The following is a 22,005-nucleotide window of genomic DNA, read 5'->3' as shown; positions in this document are numbered from 1 at the left end:
GGCCGCCCCTTTTTCTCGGTCCGCGTCGAAGGGCGAGCCATGAGTCCACGACGCGACGACGGCCGCGACGACGCCGACGAACGACGTTCGTCGGACCGTCGGACGGAATCCGACGAGCGACTCGCGGACCTCCTCTCGGACCTCGAATCGACGCTCGGAGACCTCCGCCGGGAACTCGACGCGCGGGGCGGGCGGGGACCGACCGACCGCGAACGCGACCGCTACGGCTACAGACCGCCGGAACGGGGAGGATGGGACCGCGGCGGCGGCCGAGACGGCGAGCGACGACCCGAGGACCGCCGCCGCGGACGGCGCGGGCGGCGGGAGTCGCCGCTTCCGCGCCCGCCGAGCGTCGGCGAACTCCTGCGATTCACCGAGGAGTACACCATCCCCACCGTCGTCGCCACCCTGGAGGCGACCGTCCGGTCGCTCGAACTCCTGCGGCGCGTCCTCAGACTCGTCGACCCGGGGCGGTCGGCGTTCGACGACGCCGACGGACGGGGTCCGTCGGGCCGCCGAGGTTTCCTCGGCGACGCCCGTGACGGCGACCGGACGGCGGTGGACCGACTCGCGGGGAGCCGGATGGGTCGGGACGCCCTCGACGGCGTGGACGCCGCGCTCTCGGAGATGCGAACCGCGCTCTCGGAGGCCGACCTCCCCGAGGACGAGGAGTCGCGCTCCGTCCTCGAAGAGGCGCGCGGACTCGTCGCCGAGATAGAGGCGCGCATCGACGAGGCGGAGCGACGGCGACGCGACGCGGACGGGGAGAGTCGACGCGGCGAGCGAACCGGTCGGGACCCCCGAGACGGAGACGCCCGGGAGGACCGAACGCGGGGGCGGAGCGAGTCGGTCACCATCGACGTGACCGACGAGAGCGAGGGGAGCGACGGCGACGAGGACGCCGCGGAGGCGGAACCCGAAGACGACAGGCCGCAGGTGGACGTGGAGGCCGAGTTGGAGTCGATACGGCGGGAGATTCGCGGCGAGTCGGCCTCGCCCGAGGCGTCGGACTCGGAACCGCCGAGAGGCGAGGACGGAGCGGACGCCGACGGCGAGAGCGAGAACTCCGACGCCGAAGGCGACGAGGGCGACGAGGGCGACGACGCCGACGAGAGTCGGTGACGGCGCTTCAGGACTCGGCCGCGGAGGCGGTTTCTCCGCGGAAACCGCCCGCGCGGGTTTAGGTTCGCGGCCGCCTCTCTCCGTGTATGACCGAGACGCGACCCGGCGGGGGCGAGGCGTGGCAGCGACGGTGGCACGAACTCCACGGCGTCCTCTCGGGGAAGTGGACGTTCCACGTGCTCCGACTCCTCGACGAGGAGGACGCGGGGTTCAACGAACTGAAGCGCCGCCTCGAAGGGACAACGGCGAAGACGCTCTCGGAGCGACTGCGAGAACTCCGCCGCCTCGGGGCCGTCGAACGCGAGGTTCGACCCACCTCGCCGCCGACGACGACGTACTCGCTGACGCCCCGGGGGCGGCGGTTCATCGCCCTCCTCCGCGAGATGGAGTCGATGGTCGATATCGTCCCCTGCGACCCCTGCGAGGGCGACCCGTGCGAAGGCGAGGAGTGCGACGTGGCGACGGTGGACGAACGGGCGACGGCGGCGGCCCTCAGGGACCTCTGTTAACTCGACGAGGCCGACCCGTCGGCGTCGTACGCCGACTCGAAGAACGCGACTTCCAACTCCACGGTCCGGCGGAAGAGCCGTTCGAGTCGTCGTCGACGGCGGGGCGAGGCGGCCTCGCCCTCCCGGTCCAGTTCCGAGCGAAGCCAGCCCACGAACGCCTCGAACTCCTCGTTGGCGTGGAGAGCTATCCACTCCGCGAGGGCGACTCGCCGTCGACGGCGTCGGCCCACTCCAGATACACCCACTCGGCGGGTACGAGGACGGCGAGGGCTTCGGCGTACCCGCCCTCCGCTCCGGCCCGGCGCAACAGGTCCTCGAACGCCCGCGTCGTCGGCGTCGTCTGCGGGTCGGCGTACTCCGCCTCCGGGACGCCGAGCGCATCGAAGGAGCGCTCGAAGTAGTCGTTCTCCTCGGCGGTGAGCGTCCCGAGGAACTCCGCGAGTCGCGCCTTCGACGCCATCGTCGGCGCGTCCCCGAGGGCGTGTCCGAACGTCCCGACGAGCGTTTCGAGGAAGGCGTAATCCTGCACCAGATACCGCCGGAACGCCTCGTCGTCGAGTTCGTCGCGCCCCAGTTCGCGCGTGAACCGGTGCGCCGTCGCGTTCGACCACGCCGGTTCCGCGCGTTCGCGGAGCCAGTCGGTGAACCGTGCCTCCTCGCGCGCCTCGGCGTACGCGCCGTAGGCGTCCGAGACGCTCCCGCCGTCTGTGAACATCACGTCCTCCCGTGGGCGCTTCGGGAATGTATACGTTGGTGGTACTACTCGGTCGTCCGCCGTGCGCTCCGCTCACTCCACCTCCGAACTCGACGCGCGGTTCAGGAAGTAGACGGCGACGGCGCCGAGAACCGCGTCGAGGGCGGCCAGAACGGCGAGGGCTGGGACGAGCGTGTTCCACATGCCGCCGAAGGCCGTCACCTCGACGACGGTCATTACGTCCTGCCCCAGCATCAGGGCGCGCGCGGCGTCCACGCCGTAGGTGATGGGGTTGAGGGCGGCGAACGTCCGGACCCACCCCGGCAGGATTTCCAGGGGGAGGAAGGCGCTCGACAGGAACAGGAGCGGGAACTGCAGCAGGTTCACGCCGATGATGGTGGACTCCTGGTCGCGCGTGACGAGCGCCGTGATGTTCGAGAACGCCGTGAACCACACGGAGAAGACGATGCCGACGCCGACGATGCCGACTGCGCCGAGGACGCCCGTGGCGACGTAGTCGCCGAACGACGCGCCCGTGTCCAGGGAGAGGAGGACGTACCCGAGGACGAGGATGATGGAGGTTTGGACGACGATGCGGAGCACCTCCGAGAGCGACTTCCCGAGGAACACCGCCGCGCGGTGCATCGGCGAGACGAGCACCTTCTCGAACATCCCGTTCTCGATGTCCTCGACGAGGCCGATGCCGGACGTGGTGGCAGCGATGAGCGACGTCTGGACGACGATGGCTGGGACGAGGTAGGTGACGTAACTCACCTCCGCGCCGACGCTCTGGCGTATCGCCCCGCCCGTAATCTGCCCGAACACCTCGGTGAACAGCACGAGGAAGATTATCGGGTTCAAAAGGGAGACGGTCATCACGAACGGGTTGCGGGTGGTCTTCAGCACCCACCGTTTCAGGTTTATCCACGTGTCCCGGAGGAAGCCGTTTCCGGTCGCCTTCCGCCCCGCCCCGGCGTCGGCGCTCATTCGGCCACCTCCGCCACCGCGGAGTCCTCGCCCTTGCCGTCCGCCCCGTCGAGTCCGTCGCCGGTGATTTCGAGGAACACGTCGTCCAGCGTCGGGTCGCGGACGTTGAACCCGACGACGGTGAACCCCGCCTCGCTCAACGCGACGAGGAGGTCGGTCCCGCGCCGCCGGGCCTCCGCCGACCGGACGGTGATGCCCTCGTCGGTCGTTTCGACGGCCGCGCCGTCGAATATCTTCGATTCGGCCGCTATCTCTCGGGCGCGTTCGAGGGTTTCGGCGTCGGGGTCCTCGAACTCGATTTCGAGCACCGCGCCGCCGACGCGGGACTTCAGTTCGGCGGGCGACCCCGAGGCGACGATGGTGCCGCCCCGGATGACGCTGATGCGGTCGCAGAGGTGGTCGGCCTCTTCGAGGTACTGGGTCGTGAGAAACACCGTCGTGCCGCGGTCGTTTATCTCCCGGAAGTAGTCCCACAGGCGGTTGCGCGCCTTCGGGTCGAGTCCCGTCGTCGGTTCGTCGAGGAAGACGATGGGCGGTTCGTGGACGAGTGCGGTGGCGACGTCGAGGCGCTTCTTCATCCCGCCGGAGAAGTCCTTCGCGCGCTTGTCCGCCACGTCCGCGAGGTCCACGAGGTCTAACAGGTCGTCGATTCGGTCGCCGCGGTCGGTCGGCGAGACGCCGTACGCCTCGCAAGCGAAGCGGACGTTCTCGCGGGGCGTCAACTCGGGGTCGATGCTCGTCTCTTGGGCCATGTACCCGATGGACTCCCGCACCGCGCGCGACTCCGTCTCGGCGTCGTACCCGTTGACGGTGACGCTCCCGCCGGTCGGTTTCAGGAGCGTCGTCAGCACCTTGATAGTCGTCGTCTTCCCGGCCCCGTTCGCGCCGAGGAAGCCGAAGAACTCCCCCTCCGGGATTTCGAGCGTCACGTCCCGCACGGCCTCGGTCCCGTCCGAGTACGTCAACTGGACGTGCTGCGCGTCGATTGCGTTCACGGGTTCGAAGAGGAAGTGACAATGCATATACCTTATTAATGAATATTCATTCACCACGACCATGTCGGACCCGTTCCGCTCCGCCGCGGAGGACACCCACGCGGAGATGATGCAGGCAACGTACGATGCGCTACGGAAGCACGGCTACTCCGAGTTGACGATACAGCGAATCGGCGACGAGTTCCCGAAGAGCAAGTCGCTCATCTACCAGCACTACGACGGGAAGGACGAACTCCTCGTCGCCTTCCTGGAGTTCATGCTGGAGCACTTCGAGTCGGAGTTCGAGGCAGAACCGCCGCACGACGCGCGAGAACGACTCCGAGAGACGGTGGACCGCCTCCTGCCGGCGGCGATGTCCGACGAACAGGACGCGTTCGTGCGCGCGCTAACGGCGCTTCGGGGGCAGGCACCGCACGACGAGGCGTTCAGGCGGCGGTTCACCGAAACCGACCCGGTGTTCGTGTCGCACATCGCGGATATCGTTCGGAAGGGCGTCGCGGAGGGGACGTTCCGGGGCGCCGACCCGGAGCGAGTCGCGCAGTTCGTGGTGACGACGTGTCAGGGGGCGGCACTCAGACACTCCACGACGGACGGCGAACTCGACCTGGCGACAACTCGGAGCGAACTCGACGAGTACCTCCGCGTCCGCCTCGGGACGGAGATTCTCGGGGAGTGAACGGGCCGTCGGTCACTCGTTGAGTTTCCGTCTGGCCCCGTCTATCGCCAGCGTGATGAGGAGAAACAGAACCGCGACGGCGAGCGGACTTCGCCACGACTCGACGCTCCGAAGGTACTCCCACCCGAACAGGACGAGAAACACGACGAGGGCCTGTCCCCCGCACGTTCGGGGAGCGTCCGACGGTGTCCATGTCCCGGAGTGCGGACTACGGGCGTATCGAATCCCCTCGATTCGGTCGGCGGGGGGTCAGACCGGTTCGAACCGGTAGCCGTCCCACTCCTGACTCTCCCTCTCGCGGATGCCCGCGTCGGGGTCGCGGAGTTCCTCGCAGTAGACGGGCCGCACCTCGTCGCCGATTTCGACCGCTCCCTCGTCGGCGGCGTTCGCGACGGTGAGTTGCCCGATGGCGCGGACGGGTTCGCCCTCGACGTCGAACTCGACGACGGCCAGCGAGTTCGGTTCGCGGACGCCCGGCGGCGTCGCCGTCGAGGTGGTCCACGTGACTACCTCGGCGGTGTACTCGCTCAGATCGACGGTTCCGACGGGTTCCTCGCCGTCCGGGCCGACCGGGTGGCCGGGGTAGGTGATGCTGCCGTCGGAGTAGCGGTACGCCTCCATCGGGGGGTTCTCGTCGCTCATCGTCGTGCCTCCATGATGGTCGTGGTGACGCAGTTACCGAATCCGCCGACGTTGCAGGCGAGGCCGACGTCCGCCTCGACCTGTCTGTCGCCCGCCTCGCCGACCAACTGCTTGTAAATCTCGTACGCCTGCGCGACGCCGGACGCGCCGAGGGGGTGGCCCTTCGACTTCAGGCCGCCCGAGGTGTTGATGGGGAGTTCGCCGTCGCGGTCCGTGACGCCCTCCTCGACGGCCTTCCAGCCCTCGCCCTTCTCGAAGAAGCCGAGGTCCTCCGACTGGAGGAACTCGAGGATGGTGAACATGTCGTGTAGTTCCGCCACGTCCACGTCGTCGGGGCCGAGTTCGGCCATCTCGTAGGCGATCTCCGAGGAGTTGACGACGCCGCCCATCGTCGTCGGGTCCGCGCGTTCGTGGACGACGTGCGTGTCCGTCGCGCCGCCGATGCCGGAGACGACGGCGTACTCGTCGGTGTACTCGCGGGCGACGGACTCGGGGCAGAACATCAGGGCCGCCGACCCGTCGGTGATAGGGCAGAAGTCGTACAGGCGGAGGGGGTCGGCCACAACGGGCGACTCCAGCACCGTCTCTAAGTCCACCTCCTTCTGGAACTGCGCGTGGGGGTTGTCCACGCCGTTCTTGTGGTTCTTGACGGCCACCCTCCCGAGGGCCTCCCGCGGCGCGTCGTACGTGTCGAGGTAGAGGCGCGCGGTCAGACCGGCGAAGGAGGGGAGCGTGACGCCGTGTTTGTACTCGACGGGGTGCGTGAGGGAGGCGATGACGTCCGTCGCCTCCGCCGTCGAACGGTGCGTCATCTTCTCGCCGCCGACGAGCATCGTCATCTCCGAGGCGCCGGAGGCGACGGACTGCCACGCCGCGTAGACGCCCGCCCCGCCCGAGGAGGACGTCTGGTCGATGCGGGCGGTGTAGGCGGGAACCGCCGCCAAGTCCTGCGCGAGAGCGTTCGGAACCCCGGTCTGTCCTTCGAACTCTCCGCTCGCCATGTTGGAGACGTAGAGGTGTTCTACCTCGTCCGGCGCGACGCCCGCGTCGTCGAGACAGGCCTGTCCGGCCTCCGCGAGTAACTCGCGTATCCACGCGTCGCGTTGCCCGAACTGGGTCATCGACGCGCCGATGACTGCTACGCGTTCCATACTCCGAAACTACCGGCCACCCGTTTACCGATTTCCCTTCCGATCGCGTGTCGAATTCTTTAACAAAACAGCGTTCCGACGGCCGACTATGAACACCGAGTCCGTCGCGTCGGCCGTCGGCGCAGTCGCCTGCCTCCTTCTGGCCGCCGTCGTGTTCGCCCCGGCGCTTCTCGTCACGCAGTCGGGCGTCGGCGTGGCCGCCTACTACGCCGCCGGGCCCGTCGGCGTCTCCGTCGTCGGCTTCCTCGGGTTGCTCGGTGTCGTCGTCTTCCTCGCCGGCAGGGAGGGCCGAACCGACCCCGCCACCGTCGCCGGACTCGTCGTCGTCGTCGGCCTTGCGATGCTCGGGTTCGCCCTGCTTTGGGCGGTGTCGATAGACCCCAACCTCGTGTTCAGCTTCCCGGCCGAGTACGCGTGGATAGAGAACCACCGCTGGGCCGTCGTCGCCGTCGCCGCCGTCGTCGCCGTCGCCGGCGGCGCGTACGCGCGAGGGACCCTCAAGTGACGCACCGTCGGTGGCGTTCTCCCGCCTCCCCGCCGTCCGCCGATTGAGGCGACCCCGAGTCGAAAGCCCCTTATGTGGCGACCGGATAGGTAGAGGTGGACTAGGTCGGGCAGCCAGGCCCTGCCCATTTCCCGCAATTTCGGCCTTTAGCGGGGACCGAAACCGGGGGCGTCCGGTCAGACCGGCGCGGGCCCCGGGAGCCAACGTCGAAGCCTCGTCCTTCGGGGACAGCGGACCGCGGAAGCCGACCGCAGGGTCGGCTGCACGCGGTTAATCGGTGATACCCCGCCAGGCGCGGAAGCGAGCAACGGACCGCCGAACGTGCGTCGCTCGGAGGATCGCGGGGTGGAGGAGGCAACCGGGACTACCCGTGCCGGAACGCCGGGCAAACCCGTCGTCCACACTCATACCTCATCGACACTACCGCCCCGAGCGACCGGTCTCTCGCGACGAAACACCGCGTAGCCTTCCCGTAGGGTGTGATTTATACCAAACAACCCCGTTTCGATTCGAATACCGACGATGGGCTCGCGAGGCGGCGGAACCGTGGCGCTCTTCCGCGACCGAGAGTTCGCGGCACTCGCGGGAACGGCGTTCGCGCGGAGTCAGGCGTACTCGACGATACTCATCGCACTGGCGCTCTACGCCGAGCAGTTCGACACGACGGGGTTCGTCGAGGGACTGTTCGGCACCGCCTTCGCCATCGTCCAACTGCTCATCGTCCTCCCCCTCGGGCGGAAGATAGACACCGGCAACGCCAAGCGCTATCTGCTCGCCGGCCTCGCCCTCAACGTCCTCGTCTTCTTCGGCTTCACCCTCGTTCAGAACTCGACGCACGTCATCCTCGTGCGGATGCTTCAGGGACTCGGCGCGAGCATGCTCTGGATAACCGGTTCGACGGTCGTCGGCGAGATCAGCCCGGAGGACGCCAGCGGTCGGTGGCTGGGCGGGTACAACCAGGTGGCGGCGTTCTCCAGTCTCGCGGGCGACGTGGTGGGCGGTTACCTGCTGTACGCATACGACTTCGCGCTGACGTACGCCGTCCTTAGCGCCGTCACCGTCGTCGCGTTCCTCCTCGTGTGGCGCTACCTCCGGTCGAACCCCGGCGGGACGAAAGACCCCGAGGAGGCGACGGGCGTCGAGACGCTCCGCGCTCTGCTCGGTCGGCCGATGATTCGCTCGCTCGTCTTCTTCCGACTGGCGTTCAGCGTCGGCAAGATGGCCGTCATCATCTTCCTCCCCATCTTCGCCCGCGTGGAGTTCGGCATCAACGCCTTCGCCATCGGTTGGATCCTCGCCGGCGGAAAACTGACGAAGACGCTCGCGCAGGGGTACATGGGCGATCTGACCGACCGCCTCGGCGGGAGACACCGGTTCGTCGCCGCCGGCGCACTCCTCTACGGCGTCGGGACGGCGCTCATCCCCCTCGCGCTGTTCTTCGAGGGCGTCGTAGAGCCCATCACGTTCTCGGCGTTCGGCGACACCCAACGGCTCGGCGGCGCGTTCTTCGCGCTGTTCGGCGCGTACGGCCTCCTCGGCGTCGCCGACAGCATCCGCCTCCCCGCCAGCATGGCGCTGTTCGTCGAGGAGGGCGAGCAGTTCGACTCCGTGGCGTCGAGCATGTCGCTTCGCTCCACCTCCTGGAAGGTGGGACAGGTGGTGGGGCCGGTTCTCGTCGGCACCATCAAGGACTTCGTCTCCACGACGGCGGCGTTCCTCACCGCCGCCGGCTTCATCCTCGTGGCGACGGGCGTGTTCGTCGCGACGTACTACCGGTTGGAGAAGGCGGAGGCGGCGTCGCCGACGCCGGGCGACTGACGCGACGTACCCGTCGCCGTCCGGACGCCTCGTCCGTCGCTCCCGCGAGGCCGTCGGCTCGCGGGGATACCGCGTTCGAGAGAAAAACGAATGCCGCGTCGCTGTCGGTGTGAGCGTCGTTCAGGCCGCGGTGGTGCGGTCGGTGTCGTCCGTCTCGCTCTCCGTCTCCGTCTCCACGTCGTTCTCGGCGTCGTCCGACGTCGCCGTCGCTTCGCGGAGTTCCGTCTCGATGTCTTCGCGTCCGCGCTTGAACTCGCCCATCGCCTGTCCGGTCGAACGCGCGAGCTTCGGCAGTTTGTTCGCGCCGAACAGCAGGACGACGATGAGGAGCACTATGAGCATCTCCGGTCCGCCGGGGATACCCGGGAACAGGGGCACGAGGCTGTATGTCATCGAGCGTTCTACGGGCCGAGGCGTTATCAACTTGTCAGCCGCGTCTCGCCAGCCGAGAATCGGGTGGGGCGAGGGATACAGGCCTCTTCCGCCCCGATTTCGCCGTTTAAGCGTCTCGGAGTCGCGGTCGCCGCGTCACCGACTCGTCACGGGCCGGTCGGCGAGCAACTGTCGGAACAGCGTCTTCTCCGCCTTCCGGAGGTGTTGGTGGAACGTCGGCGCGCTCACGCCGAGCGACTCGGCGACCGCTTCGCCCGAGCTCTCCCGAGGCCACTCGAAGAATCCGGAGTAGTACGCCGTCTCCAGGGCGTTGCGCTGTCGCTCCGTCAGCGTATCCGTGAAGTCCTGTCGCAGGCGGTCTCGGAACGCGCCCTCGACGGACACCATCCGTCGGGCGACCAACTCGGCGTCGGGGTACGTCTCCCGGACGATGTCGATGACGCGCCTGACGTCCGTCGAAACGGAGAGGTGGACGGTCAACTCGAAGTCCCCGTCCACCATCTCGGCCGACTCGACGTACCCTCCGAGGGAGGCGACGGCCGACTGGATGGGCTGTTCCGAGAGGTACAGCTCGAACCGGTCGGGCGAGGAGTCGCGCTCGAACGTCGTCAGCGACTGCCAGTGGGGCACCTCGTCCACGAGCGAATCGAGCACGTCGAGGACGTCCGCGCTGGCGACCCCGTACTCCAGATACGTCCCGTCGTCGAGGGGGACGGTCCGGTCGATGCGGAACACGCCGTCGGATGGGAGCGTCTCGCCGTACTCGCCGAACGGGTTCCGAACCCGGAACTCGACTTCGACGGCTTCGTCGCTCATGAGCGCCTGTTTTCGCTCGTTGGCCGCGATGGCGTGACCGACGATTTCGCCCACCGGACCGAGCGCGCGCCGTTCCTCCTCTTCGAACGCGTCCTCGCGGTCGGCGTACACCCCGATGAGTCCGTACGTCGTCCCCTCGTACTCGATGGGGACGGCCGCGACCGACCGATAGCCGTACTCGTGCGCGAGGTGACGCCACGGTGCGAAGTCCTCGTCGGTGAAGGCGTCGTTGACGACCTGTATCTCGCCGGTCCGCACGGCCCGACTGGCCGGACCGCTCTCCTCTAACGTGTTCAGCGACCGGGCGTCCGAGAGGTCTATCTCGTCGACGTAGCCCTCGACCCCGACTTCGACGCGAGGGGTGAGTTTCCCCCGCCTCGGATCGACGCCCGAGATCCACGCGAACAGGTACGACTCCGAGGACGCGAGCGATTCGCAGGCCGCGCGCTCTATCTCCTCGCGCGTCGAGCGATTGATTACCGCGTCGGAAATCTCCCTGACGACGGCGTTGACGCTGTTGAGGGCGGTGAGTCGCTCGCGTTGGCGTTCGTACCGCTCTAACTGCTCCTTCTGCGCGGTCACGTCTCGGACGACCGCTATCCACCGGTGGGAGTTCTCGCAGGGGTAGTACCGCGTGACTCGGGACTCGATGGGGACGCGTTCGCCCGCCTTCGTCACCACCTCGGCGTCGACGCTCACCACCTCTCGGCCCCCCTCGAACGCCTCTCGGCAGTACTCAAGGGCGCTCTCTAACGCCCCCTCGGCGATCACCCTCGTCGGCATCTCGCCGACGAACTCCTCCGGCGGGTACCCCGTCAACGTCTCGAAGGCGTCGTTCGCCTCCACGAGACATCCGTCCTCGTCGAAGACGCAGATGGCGTCGTCGATGGTGTCGAATATCGTCTCGTAGCGTTCCAGTTCGCGTTCGCGCCGCTTTCGCTCGTCGATGTCCCGAAGGTACACCGAGGTGCCCGTCTCCGAGGGGTGGACGTGCCCTTCCATCCACCGCTCCAGCGGTTCGAAGTACTCTTCGAACGTCACCGACGACTGCGTCCTCGCCGCCCGACGGATCGCCTCGCACCCCTCCGATAGTTCGTTCTGGGGGAACACCTCGTCGATGGGCCGGCCGATCACCTCGGAGGCGTCGCGTTCGAACAGTCGTTCGGCCCGCGGGTTGAGGTAGGCGAACCGCCCATCCCTGTCGAGAGCGAACACCGCGTCGTCGATTCGCTCGAACGCCTCGTCGAGTTCCCGTTCGATGGCCGCGTGAGAGTGCTCTAACTGCCGGACCAGTCGCTTCGAGTCGGTGATGTCGTAGTAGATTTCCACCCGTCCGCCCGCGAACCGTCCCGACTCGATGGGTCGGCTTCGATGCTCCAACCACCGCTCCGCGCGACGCTCTCCGGCGGTCACCCGGCACTCGAACTCCTCGGCGTACGTGTTGTCCTCGTACGTCGAGAGCACCGTCTCGGCGAACGAGTCGGGGTCCGCCACGGCGTCGAGAACCTCCTCGTCCAGGAGTCGGCGCTTGTCGCGCCCGACGACCGTCTCGCAGTCGAGTCCGAAGTACCGTTCGACGCCCTCGCTGGCCCAGACGACGTCGAAATCGCCGTTCAGGACGAAGACGCCGACGTCCGCGTCGTCGAGAACGTCGAGCAACAGCGGTTCGTACCCCTCCTCCGGGTCGGTCTCCGTCGTCTCCGTCGCCTCGGCCGTCCCCTCCCCCGAGGACTGCGGTGCGCGCCACCAGACCCGCCCGCGCGCGCCGACCTTCTTCGTCTCGACGTCTCCCCGGTCGGCGAGTCGGTTCAGTCGGTCGTACGTCGTCCGGCGGGTACACGATAACGCCTCGCAGACTTCGCTCGTCGTGAGCGGAACGTGAGGCGACTCCCGCCGGTCGAAGACGCCGAGCGTCTCCGCGAGGGAGTCGGAGTGAGAATCCTCGAGGCTCATAGGCGATCTCATACGCCGATGGGTGATAAATCTCCGTTGAAGGAATACGGACATTCCGAGGGGTGCACACGTCGCTTCCGCGCGGATAACCGCTTCGAACATCCCGGTATATTCATAGATTATACCATTTGATTGTCTCAGTCGGCGTTGGCTCCGCGAGCGGAGCCTATCATATTAACCCCACACGCTATTGGCCGTCTTCGTCATTATTCGGACAAGCAGCACCGGTCACCGGTGACTGACCACGAGTAGATAGATGAGCAACCACATCCCCCCCTCACCACCCGACTCGCTGGCGGAGACCAGTCACGTCTCCCGTGACGACCTCTTCGAGGCTCTCGCCAACAGTCGACGCCGTACCGCTCTATCAAAGATAGCCGATGCCGGGACGCCGATCGAGTTACGGACGCTCGCGCGGGCCGTCGCCCGCGAGGAGGCGGAGTCGGACGACGCGGAGATACCCGACGAGACGTTCGACAACGTCTCGCTCTCGCTCTATCACACGCACTTGCCGAAGCTCGCGCACCTCGGACTCATCGAGTTCGACGCCCGGCGGCGGGTCGTCGAATCCGCGATCGACGGCATCGAGCTGCTGCCGTCGTAGGCGACGGTACGCCGGACACGACCCCTTCTCGCGCACTCCTCCCGGTCCGTTCCGAGCGGTGATGCCGCACGCCGCCCCGCGTAGCGCGGGCTTGCAAGTACAGGCTAAACCGGCTTGCTCCGTGCCGTCGTGTTGTGTAAAGCACATGAATTCTGACTCGTCGAACGCCGACCGGCGACGCCGAACCGCGAACGTCAACCGCTGTCTCGTGACCGACGGCGGCGAAGAACAAGCGGACGCCGACGATTCGTCTCAAGAGAACGCGGACGCCGAAGGGAACGAAGAACAGGCGGAGACGGAGGAACAGAGCGACGAAGAGCAAGCCTCCGACGGTGACGAGGAGCAAGGTTCCGAGGCGGAAGGCGACGAAGAGGAAGGAGCGGACGAAGGCGACGAGGAAGGAGCGGACGACGACGAGAACGAAACGGAGGTTCTCCTGTTCAACCTCGAGGGACTGCACCTGAACCTCCTCGGGTTAGACATCGAACTCAACACGCTAACGCTCGACGTCTCCGCAGAACGGGGCGAGGGCAACTTGGTCGGTAACCTCCTCTCCGCCATCGCCGGATTGCTCAACAAACCCGGTGACCTCACGAGCGGCCTCTCGGATGCGCTCCCGTCGATGAAGGATATGCTCCCCGAAGCGCCGGAGATGGGCGAGAAGATTCGCAGCATGGCGAAGAACGTTACCGACGAGCTCCCCCTGCAGGACATCCTGACGCAGGTCATCGTCGGCCTCGTCAACCAGTTGTTCGGAACGGACGTCGGCGAGGACGAACAGGAAGCGTCCGAAGGCGAGGAGGAGGGCGCAGACGAGCAAGAGGGTGAGGAGACGCCGGAAGGCGAGGAGTCGGAGTCCGACGAGGGGGAGTCCGAAGAGGGCGAGGACTACTCCGAGACCGGACAGGAGGACCAAGAGGCCGAAGCATGAGCGGGTCGATGCTCGACCGTATCGACGTGACGGAACTCCTCCGCGACATCGACTACGAGGAAGCCCTCGAAGGCACCAAGTGGGAAGGCATCACGGAGGAGGACGGCCTCGGCGAACGACTCGGCGCGCGCGCCGGCGAGTGGCTGGGCGGCGTCCTCGGCGCTCTGTTCGGAGAGCTCGCGGGCGACGTGCTCGTCGGCGAGATGCTCGAACGGGTCGGCGGCGACGCGCAGTCGCTGGGAAGCGGTGACGGCGCGAACGACTCGCCGCAGGAGGCGAACGCATGAGCAGCGACACCTCGGACGGCGACACGGGGCTGAAGAGCGTCATCGCCGACGAAATCGAATCGCAGATAGACAGCCAGAAGATGGGCAAGAAGGTCGGCCGGAAGTTCGGCTCTCGGGCGGGCCGCGAACTCGGCGCGCGACTCGGCGCGACGGTGGACGAAACGGTCCGTCACGGCGTCGAACAGGGGAAGCGACCGGCGGAAATCGCCGGCGAACTCAAGCGGACGCTCGCGGACTCGATACAGGAGTCCCTCGGCGACAAGGAGTCGGTCAAGAACACGTTCGCCGACCTGCAGGAGTCGATTCGGAACGCCGAGAGCGACGCCGCAGAGTCGGCGACGGAGGCCGTAGACGAGACGGCGGAGAGCGCCGAAAGCGTCGTCGAGGAGGCGACGGACGCGGGCGAAGAGGCCAAAGAAGAGGTCGAAAACGCAGGCGAAGAAGTCAAACAAGAGGCCGAAGACGCCGGCGAGGAGGCGAAAGAACGGGCCGATGACGCCGGCGAACAGGTGCAGGAAGCCGTCTCGGAGGCCGCGAGCACCGTCGAGGACACGCTCGAACGCGCGGACGAGACGGACGAGGAGACGGAATCGGAGGTCGAATCCGAGGCCGAAGCGGCCGAAGCCGAAGCCGAAGCCGAATCGGAGGCCGAAGGGCAGAGTCCGAAATCGGTGGACCCGGACGAAGTTCGCCGCGAGACGTACCGCGAACTGCTCGAAAACATCTCCTACCGCGAACTGCAGTCGATGGCGAAGGAGGCCGACATCAAAGCGAACCAGAGCCAAGAGGACCTCGTCGACGCCCTCGTCGAACGGTTCGACGAGAAGAGCGACGGCGGAGACGAGGACGACGCTGACGCCGACGGAGACGAGGACGACGGCGACGACTGACCGACGACATGGAGGCGGCGGTTCGCGGCGCGTCGCGCCGACTCGTCCCGTCGTTCGGCGCTGACCGTCGCCTCTCTCCCCCATGAGCAAGCTGAACCTCGGGTTGGCGCTGATCGGCGGACTCGTCCTGTTCCTGAGCGTCGTCGTCGGCGCACTCCGCGCCAGCGCCTACCTCCCGTCGGAACCGATAGTCGCGGTAGTCTTCGGCGTCGCCCTCGGTCCGGTCGGATTCGACGTCCTCCGCCTGACGCCGTTGGGACCGCCGAGGGCGGTCCTCGAACAAGTCGCCCGACTGACTATCGCAGTCGCCGTCACGAGCATCGCGTTGCGCCTTCCGCCGTCGTACTACCGTCGCCGGGCGCGGGCGTTGGCCGCCGTCCTCGGACCGGGGATGGCGTTCATGTGGCTCGCCAGTTCCCTCGTCGCCTACGCGGCCCTCTCGCTCCCGCCGTGGACCGCGCTCCTCGTCGGCGCGGTGGTCACGCCGACAGACCCGGTACTCGCGAACACGATAGTCGTCGGCCGAACCGCGGCGGAGAACATCCCCGAACGCCTCCGGTACTTCCTCTCGGGCGAGGCGGGCATCAACGACGGCGCGGCGTACCTCTTCGTCTTTCTCCCGCTCCTCATACTCAGATACCCCGTTGAGGCGGCGCTGAGCGAGTGGGTCGTCTCGACGCTGGTCTGGGAGGTGGGCGGCGCCGTCGTCCTCGGAGCGCTCATCGGGAGCGCCGTCGGACGCGTCGAACGCTGGACCAGCGAACGACGGTACGTCGAGAAGGCGTCGGTGCTCACCGTCACCATCGCGCTGACCTTCGCCGTCCTCGGGTTCGTAAAGCTCCTCGGAAGCGACGGTATCCTCGCGGTGTTCGTCGCCGGCGCGGCGTACAACTGGCAGGCCAACCCGCGCGACGAGGCGAGAGAACAACGCGTAGAGGAGGTGTTCAACCGCCTGTTCACGCTCCCCGTCTTCGTCTTCTTCGGCATGTCCATCCCGTGGGTGGGGTGGGCGACGCTCGGATGGCGCGGCGCGGTACTCGTCGGCGGCGTGTTGGCGTTCCGCCGCCTGCCGATGATTCTCCTCCTCCGACGGTACGTCGACCCCATCGACGACCTCCGGGCCGCGCTCTTCGCCGGGTGGTTCGGACCAATCGGCGTGGCCGCGATATTCTACTCCCTCCTCGCGGTGCGCGAGACCGAACTGGAAATCGCGTGGACGGCGGGCAGTTTGCTCGTCGGCGGGTCGCTTCTCGCGCACGGCCTGACCGCGACGCCGCTTACGCACCGGTACGGAGAACTCGGGGACGACGCGGAGTAGTACGAGCGCGTGTCGTCGCGGCGAGGCGCGTTCCCAAACGACTGCGAGGGGCTACTCAGCCGAACTGGGGTGAATTCGGCGTCAAAGACGAAGGGTCTACCGCCGGACGAGACCATCATCTAAATAAGAATGTAAAGATGCGCTACGGAAACGATACTACTCGCCGCGATGGTCCTTCTGGCCGGATGCGTCGGCGGATTCGGAGGCGGCGCGGACGCACCGGCGACGGACGAGTCGACGGCGAACGCCGGAACAACCGAACCGACGGCGGAGACGACCACCGGAACTTCGGCGAACGACCGGCAGGGGAGACTCAACTTCTACGTGAGCGACGAGAAGAACGCCATCTCGCAGTTCGAACACGTCAACGTCACCATCACGCGCATCGGTCTGCACCCGGTCTGGAGCGAGACGGACTCGGGGTCGAGCGACGGGACGGCGGACGACGAGAACGGAACTGCCGAGTCCGAAGCGGACGACCGCCGCGACGAGAGAGAGGGGTGGAAGACGTACGACGTCGACAACAGGACGGTCGACCTGACGGAACTTCAGGGCGACAACGCGGCGAGACTCGCGTCGTTCGACGTCTCGAACGGGTCCTACGACAAAGTGTTCGTCTACGTGTCGGAGGTCAACGCGACGCTGAAAGACGGACCGTCCCAGCACGTGAAGCTTCCGAGCGGGAAACTCCAGATAACCGAGCAGTTCACCGTCGATGACGGCGAGTCCGTCGACTTCGTCTTCGACATCACCATCGTCGAGGTGGGCAAGAGCGGGAAGTACATCCTCAAGCCGGTTATCTCCGAATCCGGTACCGACGTCCGCATCGACAGCGTGGACGACTCGGACGACCGGAACGCCGCTGAATACGAGTACGAAGAGGGGAACACCGCCGAGAACACCTCCTCGAAGGCCGAACTGAACGCCTCGTTCGCGGACGCGGTCGAACGAGGGGAGAACGCCACCCTCTCGATCACGCGAGACGGCTCTCCCGTCGCCGACGTCACCGTCGCGGTGAACGGCGAACGGGTCGGCACCACCGACGAGACGGGGAGTTTCACCGTCTCGGTGCCCCGGAACGCGACGAAACTGAAGGTCACTGTCGCCGCCGACGCGGAGGCGGAACTCGAAGTCGAGTTCGAGTCCTCCTGACGCGTCACGGCCGGAACGCGGAGCGACGAACCTCTCCGTCGTGGTGAGGAGATTCTCATAAAAGGTATTTTCCCCCGCCCTGACCTGCACTGAGCGTCCTCCGGCCGGCCGGCGCACTGCCACAACTGTTTCGGACGTGAGAGCGCTACTCGTAGAGTGATATGTCAATCGTCGGATTTGAACCGCCGGACGACCGGGCCCGTATCGGCTGGTGGGTGTTCATCCTCGTACTCGCGGCGGCGGCGGCGTTCATCGCCTACTCGTTCGTCGGGATGTTCGTACTGGGCGTCTTCGGCTACTACGCGACCCGTCCGATCTACCAACGGCTCAAGTCGACCCTCGGGTCGGACAGTATCTCGGCCGCGCTGACGCTCCTCGTCGTCCTTCTCCCGATCTTCGCACTCGTGTCCTTCGCCGGGTTTCAGCTGTTCCAGCAGATTCAGCAGTCGCTCGGCGGTGTCACCGGCCCCCTCGCTCTCGTCGAGCAGTACTTCGGTATCGGACCGTTGGGGAGCGAACAGCGCCGGACGCTCGCGTCGGTTCTTCAAAATCCCCAGCAGCTCGTCACGAACCCCCAGCAGACGCTTCAGAAGGTCCTTCAGACGGGGCTGCAGGTGGTATCGGCCATCATCAGCACGCTGTTGCTGCTGGCGCTCGCGGTGACGCTCTCGTACTTCCTCCTGAAGAACGACGAGGAGCTCTCAGACGCCCTCCGCCGACTGTTCGGCGGCGGGGACACCACGGCCTACGCGTACGCCTCGGCCGTCGACGAGGACCTCGAATCCGTCTTCTTCGGTAACTTCCTCTTCGTCGTCGTCATGGCGATCATCGCGGCGGCCGCCTACTGGGGGACGAACGTCCTCGCGCCGTCGGGACTCAGCGTCCCCATGGTCTTCGTGCTCGCGTTCCTCACCGGCGTCGCCAGCCTGATTCCCATCGTCGTCGGGAAAGTCATCTATCTCCCTGTCGTCGGCTACCTCGGTCTGCAGGCGATTCGCCTCGGCGGAAACCAACTGGTGTTCGTCGCCGGCGTGCTCGTCGCCTACTTCCTCCTCCTCGATATCCTCCCGCAGACGTTCCTTCAGCCGTACATCACGGGCCGCCAACTCGACATGGTGATGATGATGTTCGCGTACCTTCTCGGCCCGGTGCTGTTCGGCTGGTACGGCTTCTTCCTCCTTCCCATCGTGTTCATCCTGATGCTCGAAGCGATTCGCATCGTCCTCCCCGAACTCGTCCACGGTGAGGCACTCACGCCGACGGCGTCGATAGGCGAGTCGGTCGGAGCCGACCCCGTGTCGGCGCGGGAGGAATCGCTCGACGGCGACGACTCCGAGGCGGGCGATGACTGACGGCGGTTCTAACGCCTTCACGTCGCAGGGAGAACTCGCGGGACGACTCGACGGTCGCTCTCGGAACCGGTGAACGGTCGGACGTGCCGGCCAGTTCGTGAGCCTCGGTCGGAGGCTCCGCTCGCCCCTGTCGGTCGCCCGAGAGGAGCGAAGATGCCGCACTCGAACCGATGAACTGAACCGCCGTTCGGCGGTCGGTCACTCCTCGGCGGTCCCGATTCGCCCCCCGAGGACCGCGTTGACGACGGCGCCGCCCAACAGCAACAGTCCCGCGAGGTAGAGCCACAGAGCGAGGAGGATGAACCCGCCGAACACGCCGTACGTCCGGTACTCGCCCGTCAGTTCGAGGTAGAGAGCGAAGATACGCTGGAGGGACGCCCACCCGACGCCCGCGACCACCGCCCCGGGAATCGCCTCGGCGACGGAGACGTCCACGTCGGGAAACAGGAGGTACAGGGGGAGGAACGCCACCGTCGCTCCGAGGACGACCACCAGCGAACGGAGGAACGCCAACCCCGGGAAGCTGCGAACGTCTCCGAGTCCGACGGTCGCACCGTAGAACGCCAGCACCGCGAACGTCACCGCGAAGAACGCCACCGCTCCGTCGCGAATTCGGTCGACCAGCGAGTCCTCGCCCGTCGTCCCGTAGACCGCGGAGAACGCCGTATCGAGCCGTCTGAACACCTTGAGCGTGCTCCACAGCAACACCCCGACGCTCAACGCCGACGCGCGGAAGCGGTTCTGGTCGTCGGTGATGACGTCCGCGACGAGGAGCGTCTCGCCCGGCGTCAAGTATCGCTCGGTACTCTCGACGACGAACACGGCCAGCGGTTCGTCCACGACGAACCCCGTCACGACGAACAGCAGAAAGAGGAGCGGTAGAAGCGACACGAGAGCGTGGTACGCGAAGCTCCCGGCGAGCAACGGGATGTTCTGTTCGCGAATCTCCCGGCGGATGGTCCCGAGTACGACGACGACCCGATTCGCGCGAACCCGCCGCCGGAGCGACTTGATTCCGCGCACGAGTCCCACACACGAGACGCTCTGGCTTGTAAAACTCGGCCGGGATCCGAACTTCGCTCGCTCACTGTCGTTCGCTCGCTAGTTCAGAATCCCGTCGTAACGCATTCGCTCGTCACGTTCGTTCCTCGCAGAATGCGCCGGCCGGGATTTGAACCCGGGCCATGAGCTTGGAAGGCTCAGGTCCTACCACTAGACCACCGGCGCTCACTCACGCTGTTCGTTCGCGCCGAGCCTCCACCTCGTTACACTCGGTGGAGACACCGGCGCACCCGTCTCGAACGTCGAGACGCCAGCGCTCACTTCCCTCTTTTCGACGCCACAATAAGGGTGTTACTCTTCGCGTTCGTCGTCCGACGGTAGTTGACACGGCCCGCACCGACGGACGGCAGTCGGACCGCGGCTCACGCGCCGGTCGGACAGGTTCGGTGCGCGAGTTCGACGCGCCTCGTGGGTTCCGGGCCGTCGAACCGGGTCGGCTGTTCGACGTAGTAGACGGTCACGTTAGTCAGTTCGTCCGCGTGACTGCCGTTCCAGCGCCGACAGAGGAAGTCGCCGAACGCCCGCCGGAGGTTCTCGCTTCCGGCGCTGCGCGCGCCGACGAGGTACTTCCGCCAGCGTGCGCTCGGATACATCGCCAGCGTGGCAGGCCGTTCGTCGCCCGTCGGCGACGAACGGTAGAAGGCGTCCACTCGCTCGCCGGATTCCAGCGTCCCGGGCGCGGCGTACCAGCCGTCTATCGTCGGCGGGTTCGGCGCGAACATGGTCCACGTGTGGTCCGTCGGGCTCAACCGCGCGTCGGTTCCGGGGGCGTCGACCAACCCGACGGCGACGGCGTTCCAGACGAGCATCACCGCCAGCAACGCGGCGACGACGGCTGGGACGACGCGCCTCGCGTACCGACGCCCCGCCGCCGCGAACGATGCGAGCGACGCGAGCGACGACGAACCGAACGGCGGCGACGGCTCTCGGGGGCGGAGTCGACCGAGTCCGGCGTCGATGCCGAACCGCTCGGCCGACCGTTCGACCGGGTTCGACAGGCGGAGGAGGCGATTAGTCGTCGTCCGCCGCCGGTTCCGCGCCCGCGTCCGATTCGATGGGCGGCGCGCGCGCCGCCTCGAACTCCGCGGCGGCGTCGCGGACGCGACGCCCGAGTCCGGGGAGTTCGTCCGGCGAGACGGGGCCGTTCGCCTCGATGTCGTCGAGTGAACGGGGGAACTCCCGGAGTTCCATGTGGACGGCGATGCCCGCCTTCGCGCCCTCGCCCATGGCGACCGGAACCTGATTGTGGCCGGGGGTGAAGTCGCCCACGGCGAACACGCCGTCGACGCTCGTTCGGCCGTGGTCGTCCACGACCACCGTTCCGTCGTCGTTCAGGTCCGCGCCGAGTTGCTCCGCGAGTTCGGAGTTGTACTCGGACCCGTACATCGGGAACCCGCCGCGGTAGTGGCGGACGGACCCGTCTTCGAACTCGAACGCCTCCAACCACCCGTCGTCGGACTTCCGCATGCCCGAAATCTCCGCCTCAACGACGTCTATGGGGTGCGCGCGGAGGCGTTCGTCCGTCTCCTCCCTCCACTGCGGTTCCTCACCGCGAAGCAGGATGTCCACCTCGTCGGTGAAGTTGAGCATTATCATGGCGACGAACGCGGCGCTGTCACCGTGGCCCATCACGTACACCGGCCGGTCGATGAACATGTACGCGTCGCAGTGCAGGCAGTAGTGCAGGCCCTTCCCGGTGCGCGGAAGCGGCGGGTCCGGGCGCACGTCGTTGAACCCGACGGCGAGGACGACGCGGTCCGCGAGGTACGTCTCGTCGTTCGCGGTGACGCGGAACCGACCGTCGTCTCCGCGTTCGACGTCGGTCACGAGACCGGTCACGATGTCCGCCCCGTAGGACTGAATCTGCTCGCGGCCCGTCCGGAGGAACTCGTTGCCCGAGACGTCCTCGGTGACGCCGACGACGTTGTGGGTGTCGAGCATCATCGCCGCGCGGCCGCCGCCGCGGTCGATGACCGCCGTATCGTGTCCCAATCGCGTCGTGTACAACGCGGTCTGCAGTCCGGCGGGACCGCCGCCGACGACGATAACCTCGTACTCTCGTGCGTCGCCCGTCTCGCTCATCGTCTGTCGCTTACCTCTCCCCGGACTTAAACGCAAAGCACGAGTGCGAGCGAGGCGACCAGCCGC

The 22,005-nt window shown here is 67.0% G+C and carries 22 protein-coding genes, 1 tRNA gene, 1 other RNA gene and 1 pseudogene; 13 read left to right on the top strand and 12 right to left on the bottom strand.

The features are described 5' to 3' along the window. Positions 1 to 39: 39 nt before the first annotated feature. Both ACZ522_RS16500 and ACZ522_RS16495 read left to right on the top strand, forming a co-directional pair. Positions 40 to 1,122, top strand: a complete 1,083-nt coding sequence (locus ACZ522_RS16500; protein ID WP_464391784.1) for a DUF7547 family protein — start codon at positions 40 to 42, stop codon at positions 1,120 to 1,122. 86 nt (positions 1,123 to 1,208) lie between these two features. Then, positions 1,209 to 1,631: a winged helix-turn-helix transcriptional regulator gene (locus ACZ522_RS16495; RefSeq protein ID WP_379697174.1), complete on the top strand. Its 423-nt coding sequence runs from the start codon at positions 1,209 to 1,211 to the stop codon at positions 1,629 to 1,631. Here the strand turns inward: ACZ522_RS16495 and ACZ522_RS16490 are convergent. The 3 genes and pseudogenes from ACZ522_RS16490 to ACZ522_RS16480 all read right to left on the bottom strand — a co-directional run bounded on the left by ACZ522_RS16490 (position 1,628) and on the right by ACZ522_RS16480 (position 4,307). Further along, positions 1,628 to 2,346: pseudogene (locus ACZ522_RS16490) on the bottom strand (TenA family protein). The gene ACZ522_RS16495 and the pseudogene ACZ522_RS16490 overlap by 4 nt on opposite strands. 72 nt (positions 2,347 to 2,418) lie before the next feature. Beyond that, the gene (locus ACZ522_RS16485) at positions 2,419 to 3,312 is read right to left on the bottom strand and encodes an ABC transporter permease (RefSeq protein ID WP_379697176.1); all 894 of its coding nucleotides are present in this window, start codon (positions 3,310 to 3,312) and stop codon (positions 2,419 to 2,421) included. Continuing rightward, complete coding sequence (locus ACZ522_RS16480; protein ID WP_379697179.1) at positions 3,309 to 4,307, bottom strand: ABC transporter ATP-binding protein; 999 nt, start codon at positions 4,305 to 4,307, stop codon at positions 3,309 to 3,311. Before ACZ522_RS16480 ends, ACZ522_RS16485 begins: the two co-directional genes overlap by 4 nt. A gap of 61 nt (positions 4,308 to 4,368) precedes the next feature. On the opposite strand from ACZ522_RS16480, the gene ACZ522_RS16475 reads away from it, so the two are divergent. After that, on the top strand, positions 4,369 to 4,983 hold the full coding sequence (locus ACZ522_RS16475) for a TetR/AcrR family transcriptional regulator (protein ID WP_379697182.1): 615 nt from the start codon (positions 4,369 to 4,371) through the stop codon (positions 4,981 to 4,983). Positions 4,984 to 4,995: 12 nt separating this feature from the next. Here ACZ522_RS16475 and ACZ522_RS16470 read toward each other — a convergent pair whose 3' ends face one another. The 3 genes from ACZ522_RS16470 to ACZ522_RS16460 all read right to left on the bottom strand — a co-directional run bounded on the left by ACZ522_RS16470 (position 4,996) and on the right by ACZ522_RS16460 (position 6,776). Further along, positions 4,996 to 5,127: a hypothetical protein gene (locus ACZ522_RS16470; protein ID WP_379697185.1), complete on the bottom strand. Its 132-nt coding sequence runs from the start codon at positions 5,125 to 5,127 to the stop codon at positions 4,996 to 4,998. A 105-nt stretch (positions 5,128 to 5,232) separates the two neighbouring features. Further along, positions 5,233 to 5,625 carry an OB-fold domain-containing protein gene (locus tag ACZ522_RS16465; RefSeq protein ID WP_379697188.1) on the bottom strand — a complete coding sequence of 131 codons (393 nt, stop codon included), beginning with the start codon at positions 5,623 to 5,625 and terminating at the stop codon, positions 5,233 to 5,235. After that, the gene (locus tag ACZ522_RS16460) at positions 5,622 to 6,776 is read right to left on the bottom strand and encodes a thiolase family protein (protein ID WP_379697191.1); all 1,155 of its coding nucleotides are present in this window, start codon (positions 6,774 to 6,776) and stop codon (positions 5,622 to 5,624) included. Before ACZ522_RS16460 ends, ACZ522_RS16465 begins: the two co-directional genes overlap by 4 nt. A gap of 88 nt (positions 6,777 to 6,864) precedes the next feature. Between ACZ522_RS16460 and ACZ522_RS16455 the strand changes: the two genes are divergently transcribed. The 3 genes from ACZ522_RS16455 to ACZ522_RS16445 all read left to right on the top strand — a co-directional run bounded on the left by ACZ522_RS16455 (position 6,865) and on the right by ACZ522_RS16445 (position 9,099). After that, positions 6,865 to 7,281, top strand: a complete 417-nt coding sequence (locus tag ACZ522_RS16455) for a DUF7548 family protein (RefSeq protein WP_379697193.1) — start codon at positions 6,865 to 6,867, stop codon at positions 7,279 to 7,281. 93 nt (positions 7,282 to 7,374) lie between these two features. Next, positions 7,375 to 7,685, top strand: an RNA gene (gene ffs / locus ACZ522_RS16450) — signal recognition particle sRNA. A 118-nt stretch (positions 7,686 to 7,803) separates the two neighbouring features. Further along, the gene (locus tag ACZ522_RS16445) at positions 7,804 to 9,099 is read left to right on the top strand and encodes an MFS transporter (protein ID WP_379697196.1); all 1,296 of its coding nucleotides are present in this window, start codon (positions 7,804 to 7,806) and stop codon (positions 9,097 to 9,099) included. A gap of 120 nt (positions 9,100 to 9,219) precedes the next feature. Here the strand turns inward: ACZ522_RS16445 and ACZ522_RS16440 are convergent, their stop codons facing one another. Together ACZ522_RS16440 and ACZ522_RS16435 are read right to left on the bottom strand one after the other, a co-directional pair. Continuing rightward, complete coding sequence (locus tag ACZ522_RS16440) at positions 9,220 to 9,492, bottom strand: Sec-independent protein translocase subunit TatA/TatB (RefSeq protein WP_379697199.1); 273 nt, start codon at positions 9,490 to 9,492, stop codon at positions 9,220 to 9,222. A gap of 135 nt (positions 9,493 to 9,627) precedes the next feature. Beyond that, positions 9,628 to 12,261, bottom strand: a complete 2,634-nt coding sequence (locus ACZ522_RS16435) for a PAS domain S-box protein (protein ID WP_379697201.1) — start codon at positions 12,259 to 12,261, stop codon at positions 9,628 to 9,630. A gap of 256 nt (positions 12,262 to 12,517) precedes the next feature. Here ACZ522_RS16435 and ACZ522_RS16430 point away from each other — a divergent pair, with 256 nt between their 5' ends. The 7 genes from ACZ522_RS16430 (at position 12,518) to ACZ522_RS16400 (ending at position 18,795) form a co-directional block, all read left to right on the top strand. Further along, positions 12,518 to 12,865 carry a DUF7344 domain-containing protein gene (locus ACZ522_RS16430; protein WP_379697203.1) on the top strand — a complete coding sequence of 116 codons (348 nt, stop codon included), beginning with the start codon at positions 12,518 to 12,520 and terminating at the stop codon, positions 12,863 to 12,865. Between the two features lie 145 nt (positions 12,866 to 13,010). After that, on the top strand, positions 13,011 to 13,796 hold the full coding sequence (locus ACZ522_RS16425; protein WP_379697206.1) for a hypothetical protein: 786 nt from the start codon (positions 13,011 to 13,013) through the stop codon (positions 13,794 to 13,796). Then, positions 13,793 to 14,083, top strand: a complete 291-nt coding sequence (locus tag ACZ522_RS16420; protein WP_379697208.1) for a hypothetical protein — start codon at positions 13,793 to 13,795, stop codon at positions 14,081 to 14,083. Before ACZ522_RS16425 ends, ACZ522_RS16420 begins: the two co-directional genes overlap by 4 nt. Next, complete coding sequence (locus tag ACZ522_RS16415) at positions 14,080 to 14,973, top strand: hypothetical protein (protein WP_379697211.1); 894 nt, start codon at positions 14,080 to 14,082, stop codon at positions 14,971 to 14,973. Before ACZ522_RS16420 ends, ACZ522_RS16415 begins: the two co-directional genes overlap by 4 nt. An 82-nt stretch (positions 14,974 to 15,055) precedes the next feature. Further along, positions 15,056 to 16,291 (top strand): cation:proton antiporter domain-containing protein, encoded by a 1,236-nt coding sequence (locus ACZ522_RS16410; protein WP_379697212.1) that lies wholly within the window; start codon positions 15,056 to 15,058, stop codon positions 16,289 to 16,291. A 168-nt stretch (positions 16,292 to 16,459) separates the two neighbouring features. Then, complete coding sequence (locus ACZ522_RS16405) at positions 16,460 to 17,443, top strand: DUF4382 domain-containing protein (protein WP_379697215.1); 984 nt, start codon at positions 16,460 to 16,462, stop codon at positions 17,441 to 17,443. Positions 17,444 to 17,604: 161 nt separating this feature from the next. Then, positions 17,605 to 18,795 (top strand): AI-2E family transporter, encoded by a 1,191-nt coding sequence (locus tag ACZ522_RS16400; RefSeq protein WP_379697217.1) that lies wholly within the window; start codon positions 17,605 to 17,607, stop codon positions 18,793 to 18,795. A gap of 198 nt (positions 18,796 to 18,993) precedes the next feature. Here ACZ522_RS16400 and ACZ522_RS16395 read toward each other — a convergent pair whose 3' ends face one another. The 4 genes from ACZ522_RS16395 to ACZ522_RS16380 all read right to left on the bottom strand — a co-directional run bounded on the left by ACZ522_RS16395 (position 18,994) and on the right by ACZ522_RS16380 (position 21,939). Further along, positions 18,994 to 19,818, bottom strand: coding sequence for a YihY/virulence factor BrkB family protein (locus ACZ522_RS16395; protein WP_379697219.1), 825 nt, complete (start codon positions 19,816 to 19,818; stop codon positions 18,994 to 18,996). Between the two features lie 133 nt (positions 19,819 to 19,951). Then, a tRNA-Gly gene (locus tag ACZ522_RS16390) sits at positions 19,952 to 20,022 on the bottom strand. A 197-nt stretch (positions 20,023 to 20,219) separates the two neighbouring features. Then, positions 20,220 to 20,666 (bottom strand): hypothetical protein, encoded by a 447-nt coding sequence (locus ACZ522_RS16385; RefSeq protein ID WP_379697222.1) that lies wholly within the window; start codon positions 20,664 to 20,666, stop codon positions 20,220 to 20,222. A gap of 202 nt (positions 20,667 to 20,868) precedes the next feature. Beyond that, positions 20,869 to 21,939, bottom strand: coding sequence for an NAD(P)/FAD-dependent oxidoreductase (locus ACZ522_RS16380; protein ID WP_379697225.1), 1,071 nt, complete (start codon positions 21,937 to 21,939; stop codon positions 20,869 to 20,871). Positions 21,940 to 22,005 lie beyond the last annotated feature (66 nt).

The organism is Halopelagius fulvigenes (assembly GCF_055398025.1).
Note: the sequence above shows the minus strand (reverse complement) of the source record. Positions and strands in the feature narration are given on the sequence as shown.

Excerpts from the sequence above, each read along its gene's own strand:
- ACZ522_RS16500 (WP_464391784.1), top strand. The coding sequence starts at position 40 with ATGAGTCCACGACGCGACGACGGCCGCGACGACGCCGACGAACGACGT.
- ACZ522_RS16495 (WP_379697174.1), top strand. The coding sequence starts at position 1,209 with ATGACCGAGACGCGACCCGGCGGGGGCGAGGCGTGGCAGCGACGGTGG.
- ACZ522_RS16485 (WP_379697176.1), bottom strand. The coding sequence starts at position 3,312 with ATGAGCGCCGACGCCGGGGCGGGGCGGAAGGCGACCGGAAACGGCTTC.
- ACZ522_RS16475 (WP_379697182.1), top strand. The coding sequence starts at position 4,369 with ATGTCGGACCCGTTCCGCTCCGCCGCGGAGGACACCCACGCGGAGATG.
- ACZ522_RS16465 (WP_379697188.1), bottom strand. The coding sequence starts at position 5,625 with ATGAGCGACGAGAACCCCCCGATGGAGGCGTACCGCTACTCCGACGGC.
- ACZ522_RS16460 (WP_379697191.1), bottom strand. The coding sequence starts at position 6,776 with ATGGAACGCGTAGCAGTCATCGGCGCGTCGATGACCCAGTTCGGGCAA.
- ACZ522_RS16455 (WP_379697193.1), top strand. The coding sequence starts at position 6,865 with ATGAACACCGAGTCCGTCGCGTCGGCCGTCGGCGCAGTCGCCTGCCTC.
- ACZ522_RS16445 (WP_379697196.1), top strand. The coding sequence starts at position 7,804 with ATGGGCTCGCGAGGCGGCGGAACCGTGGCGCTCTTCCGCGACCGAGAG.
- ACZ522_RS16440 (WP_379697199.1), bottom strand. The coding sequence starts at position 9,492 with ATGACATACAGCCTCGTGCCCCTGTTCCCGGGTATCCCCGGCGGACCG.
- ACZ522_RS16435 (WP_379697201.1), bottom strand. The coding sequence starts at position 12,261 with ATGAGCCTCGAGGATTCTCACTCCGACTCCCTCGCGGAGACGCTCGGC.
- ACZ522_RS16430 (WP_379697203.1), top strand. The coding sequence starts at position 12,518 with ATGAGCAACCACATCCCCCCCTCACCACCCGACTCGCTGGCGGAGACC.
- ACZ522_RS16425 (WP_379697206.1), top strand. The coding sequence starts at position 13,011 with ATGAATTCTGACTCGTCGAACGCCGACCGGCGACGCCGAACCGCGAAC.
- ACZ522_RS16420 (WP_379697208.1), top strand. The coding sequence starts at position 13,793 with ATGAGCGGGTCGATGCTCGACCGTATCGACGTGACGGAACTCCTCCGC.
- ACZ522_RS16415 (WP_379697211.1), top strand. The coding sequence starts at position 14,080 with ATGAGCAGCGACACCTCGGACGGCGACACGGGGCTGAAGAGCGTCATC.
- ACZ522_RS16410 (WP_379697212.1), top strand. The coding sequence starts at position 15,056 with ATGAGCAAGCTGAACCTCGGGTTGGCGCTGATCGGCGGACTCGTCCTG.
- ACZ522_RS16405 (WP_379697215.1), top strand. The coding sequence starts at position 16,460 with ATGGTCCTTCTGGCCGGATGCGTCGGCGGATTCGGAGGCGGCGCGGAC.
- ACZ522_RS16400 (WP_379697217.1), top strand. The coding sequence starts at position 17,605 with ATGTCAATCGTCGGATTTGAACCGCCGGACGACCGGGCCCGTATCGGC.
- ACZ522_RS16385 (WP_379697222.1), bottom strand. The coding sequence starts at position 20,666 with ATGCTCGTCTGGAACGCCGTCGCCGTCGGGTTGGTCGACGCCCCCGGA.
- ACZ522_RS16380 (WP_379697225.1), bottom strand. The coding sequence starts at position 21,939 with ATGAGCGAGACGGGCGACGCACGAGAGTACGAGGTTATCGTCGTCGGC.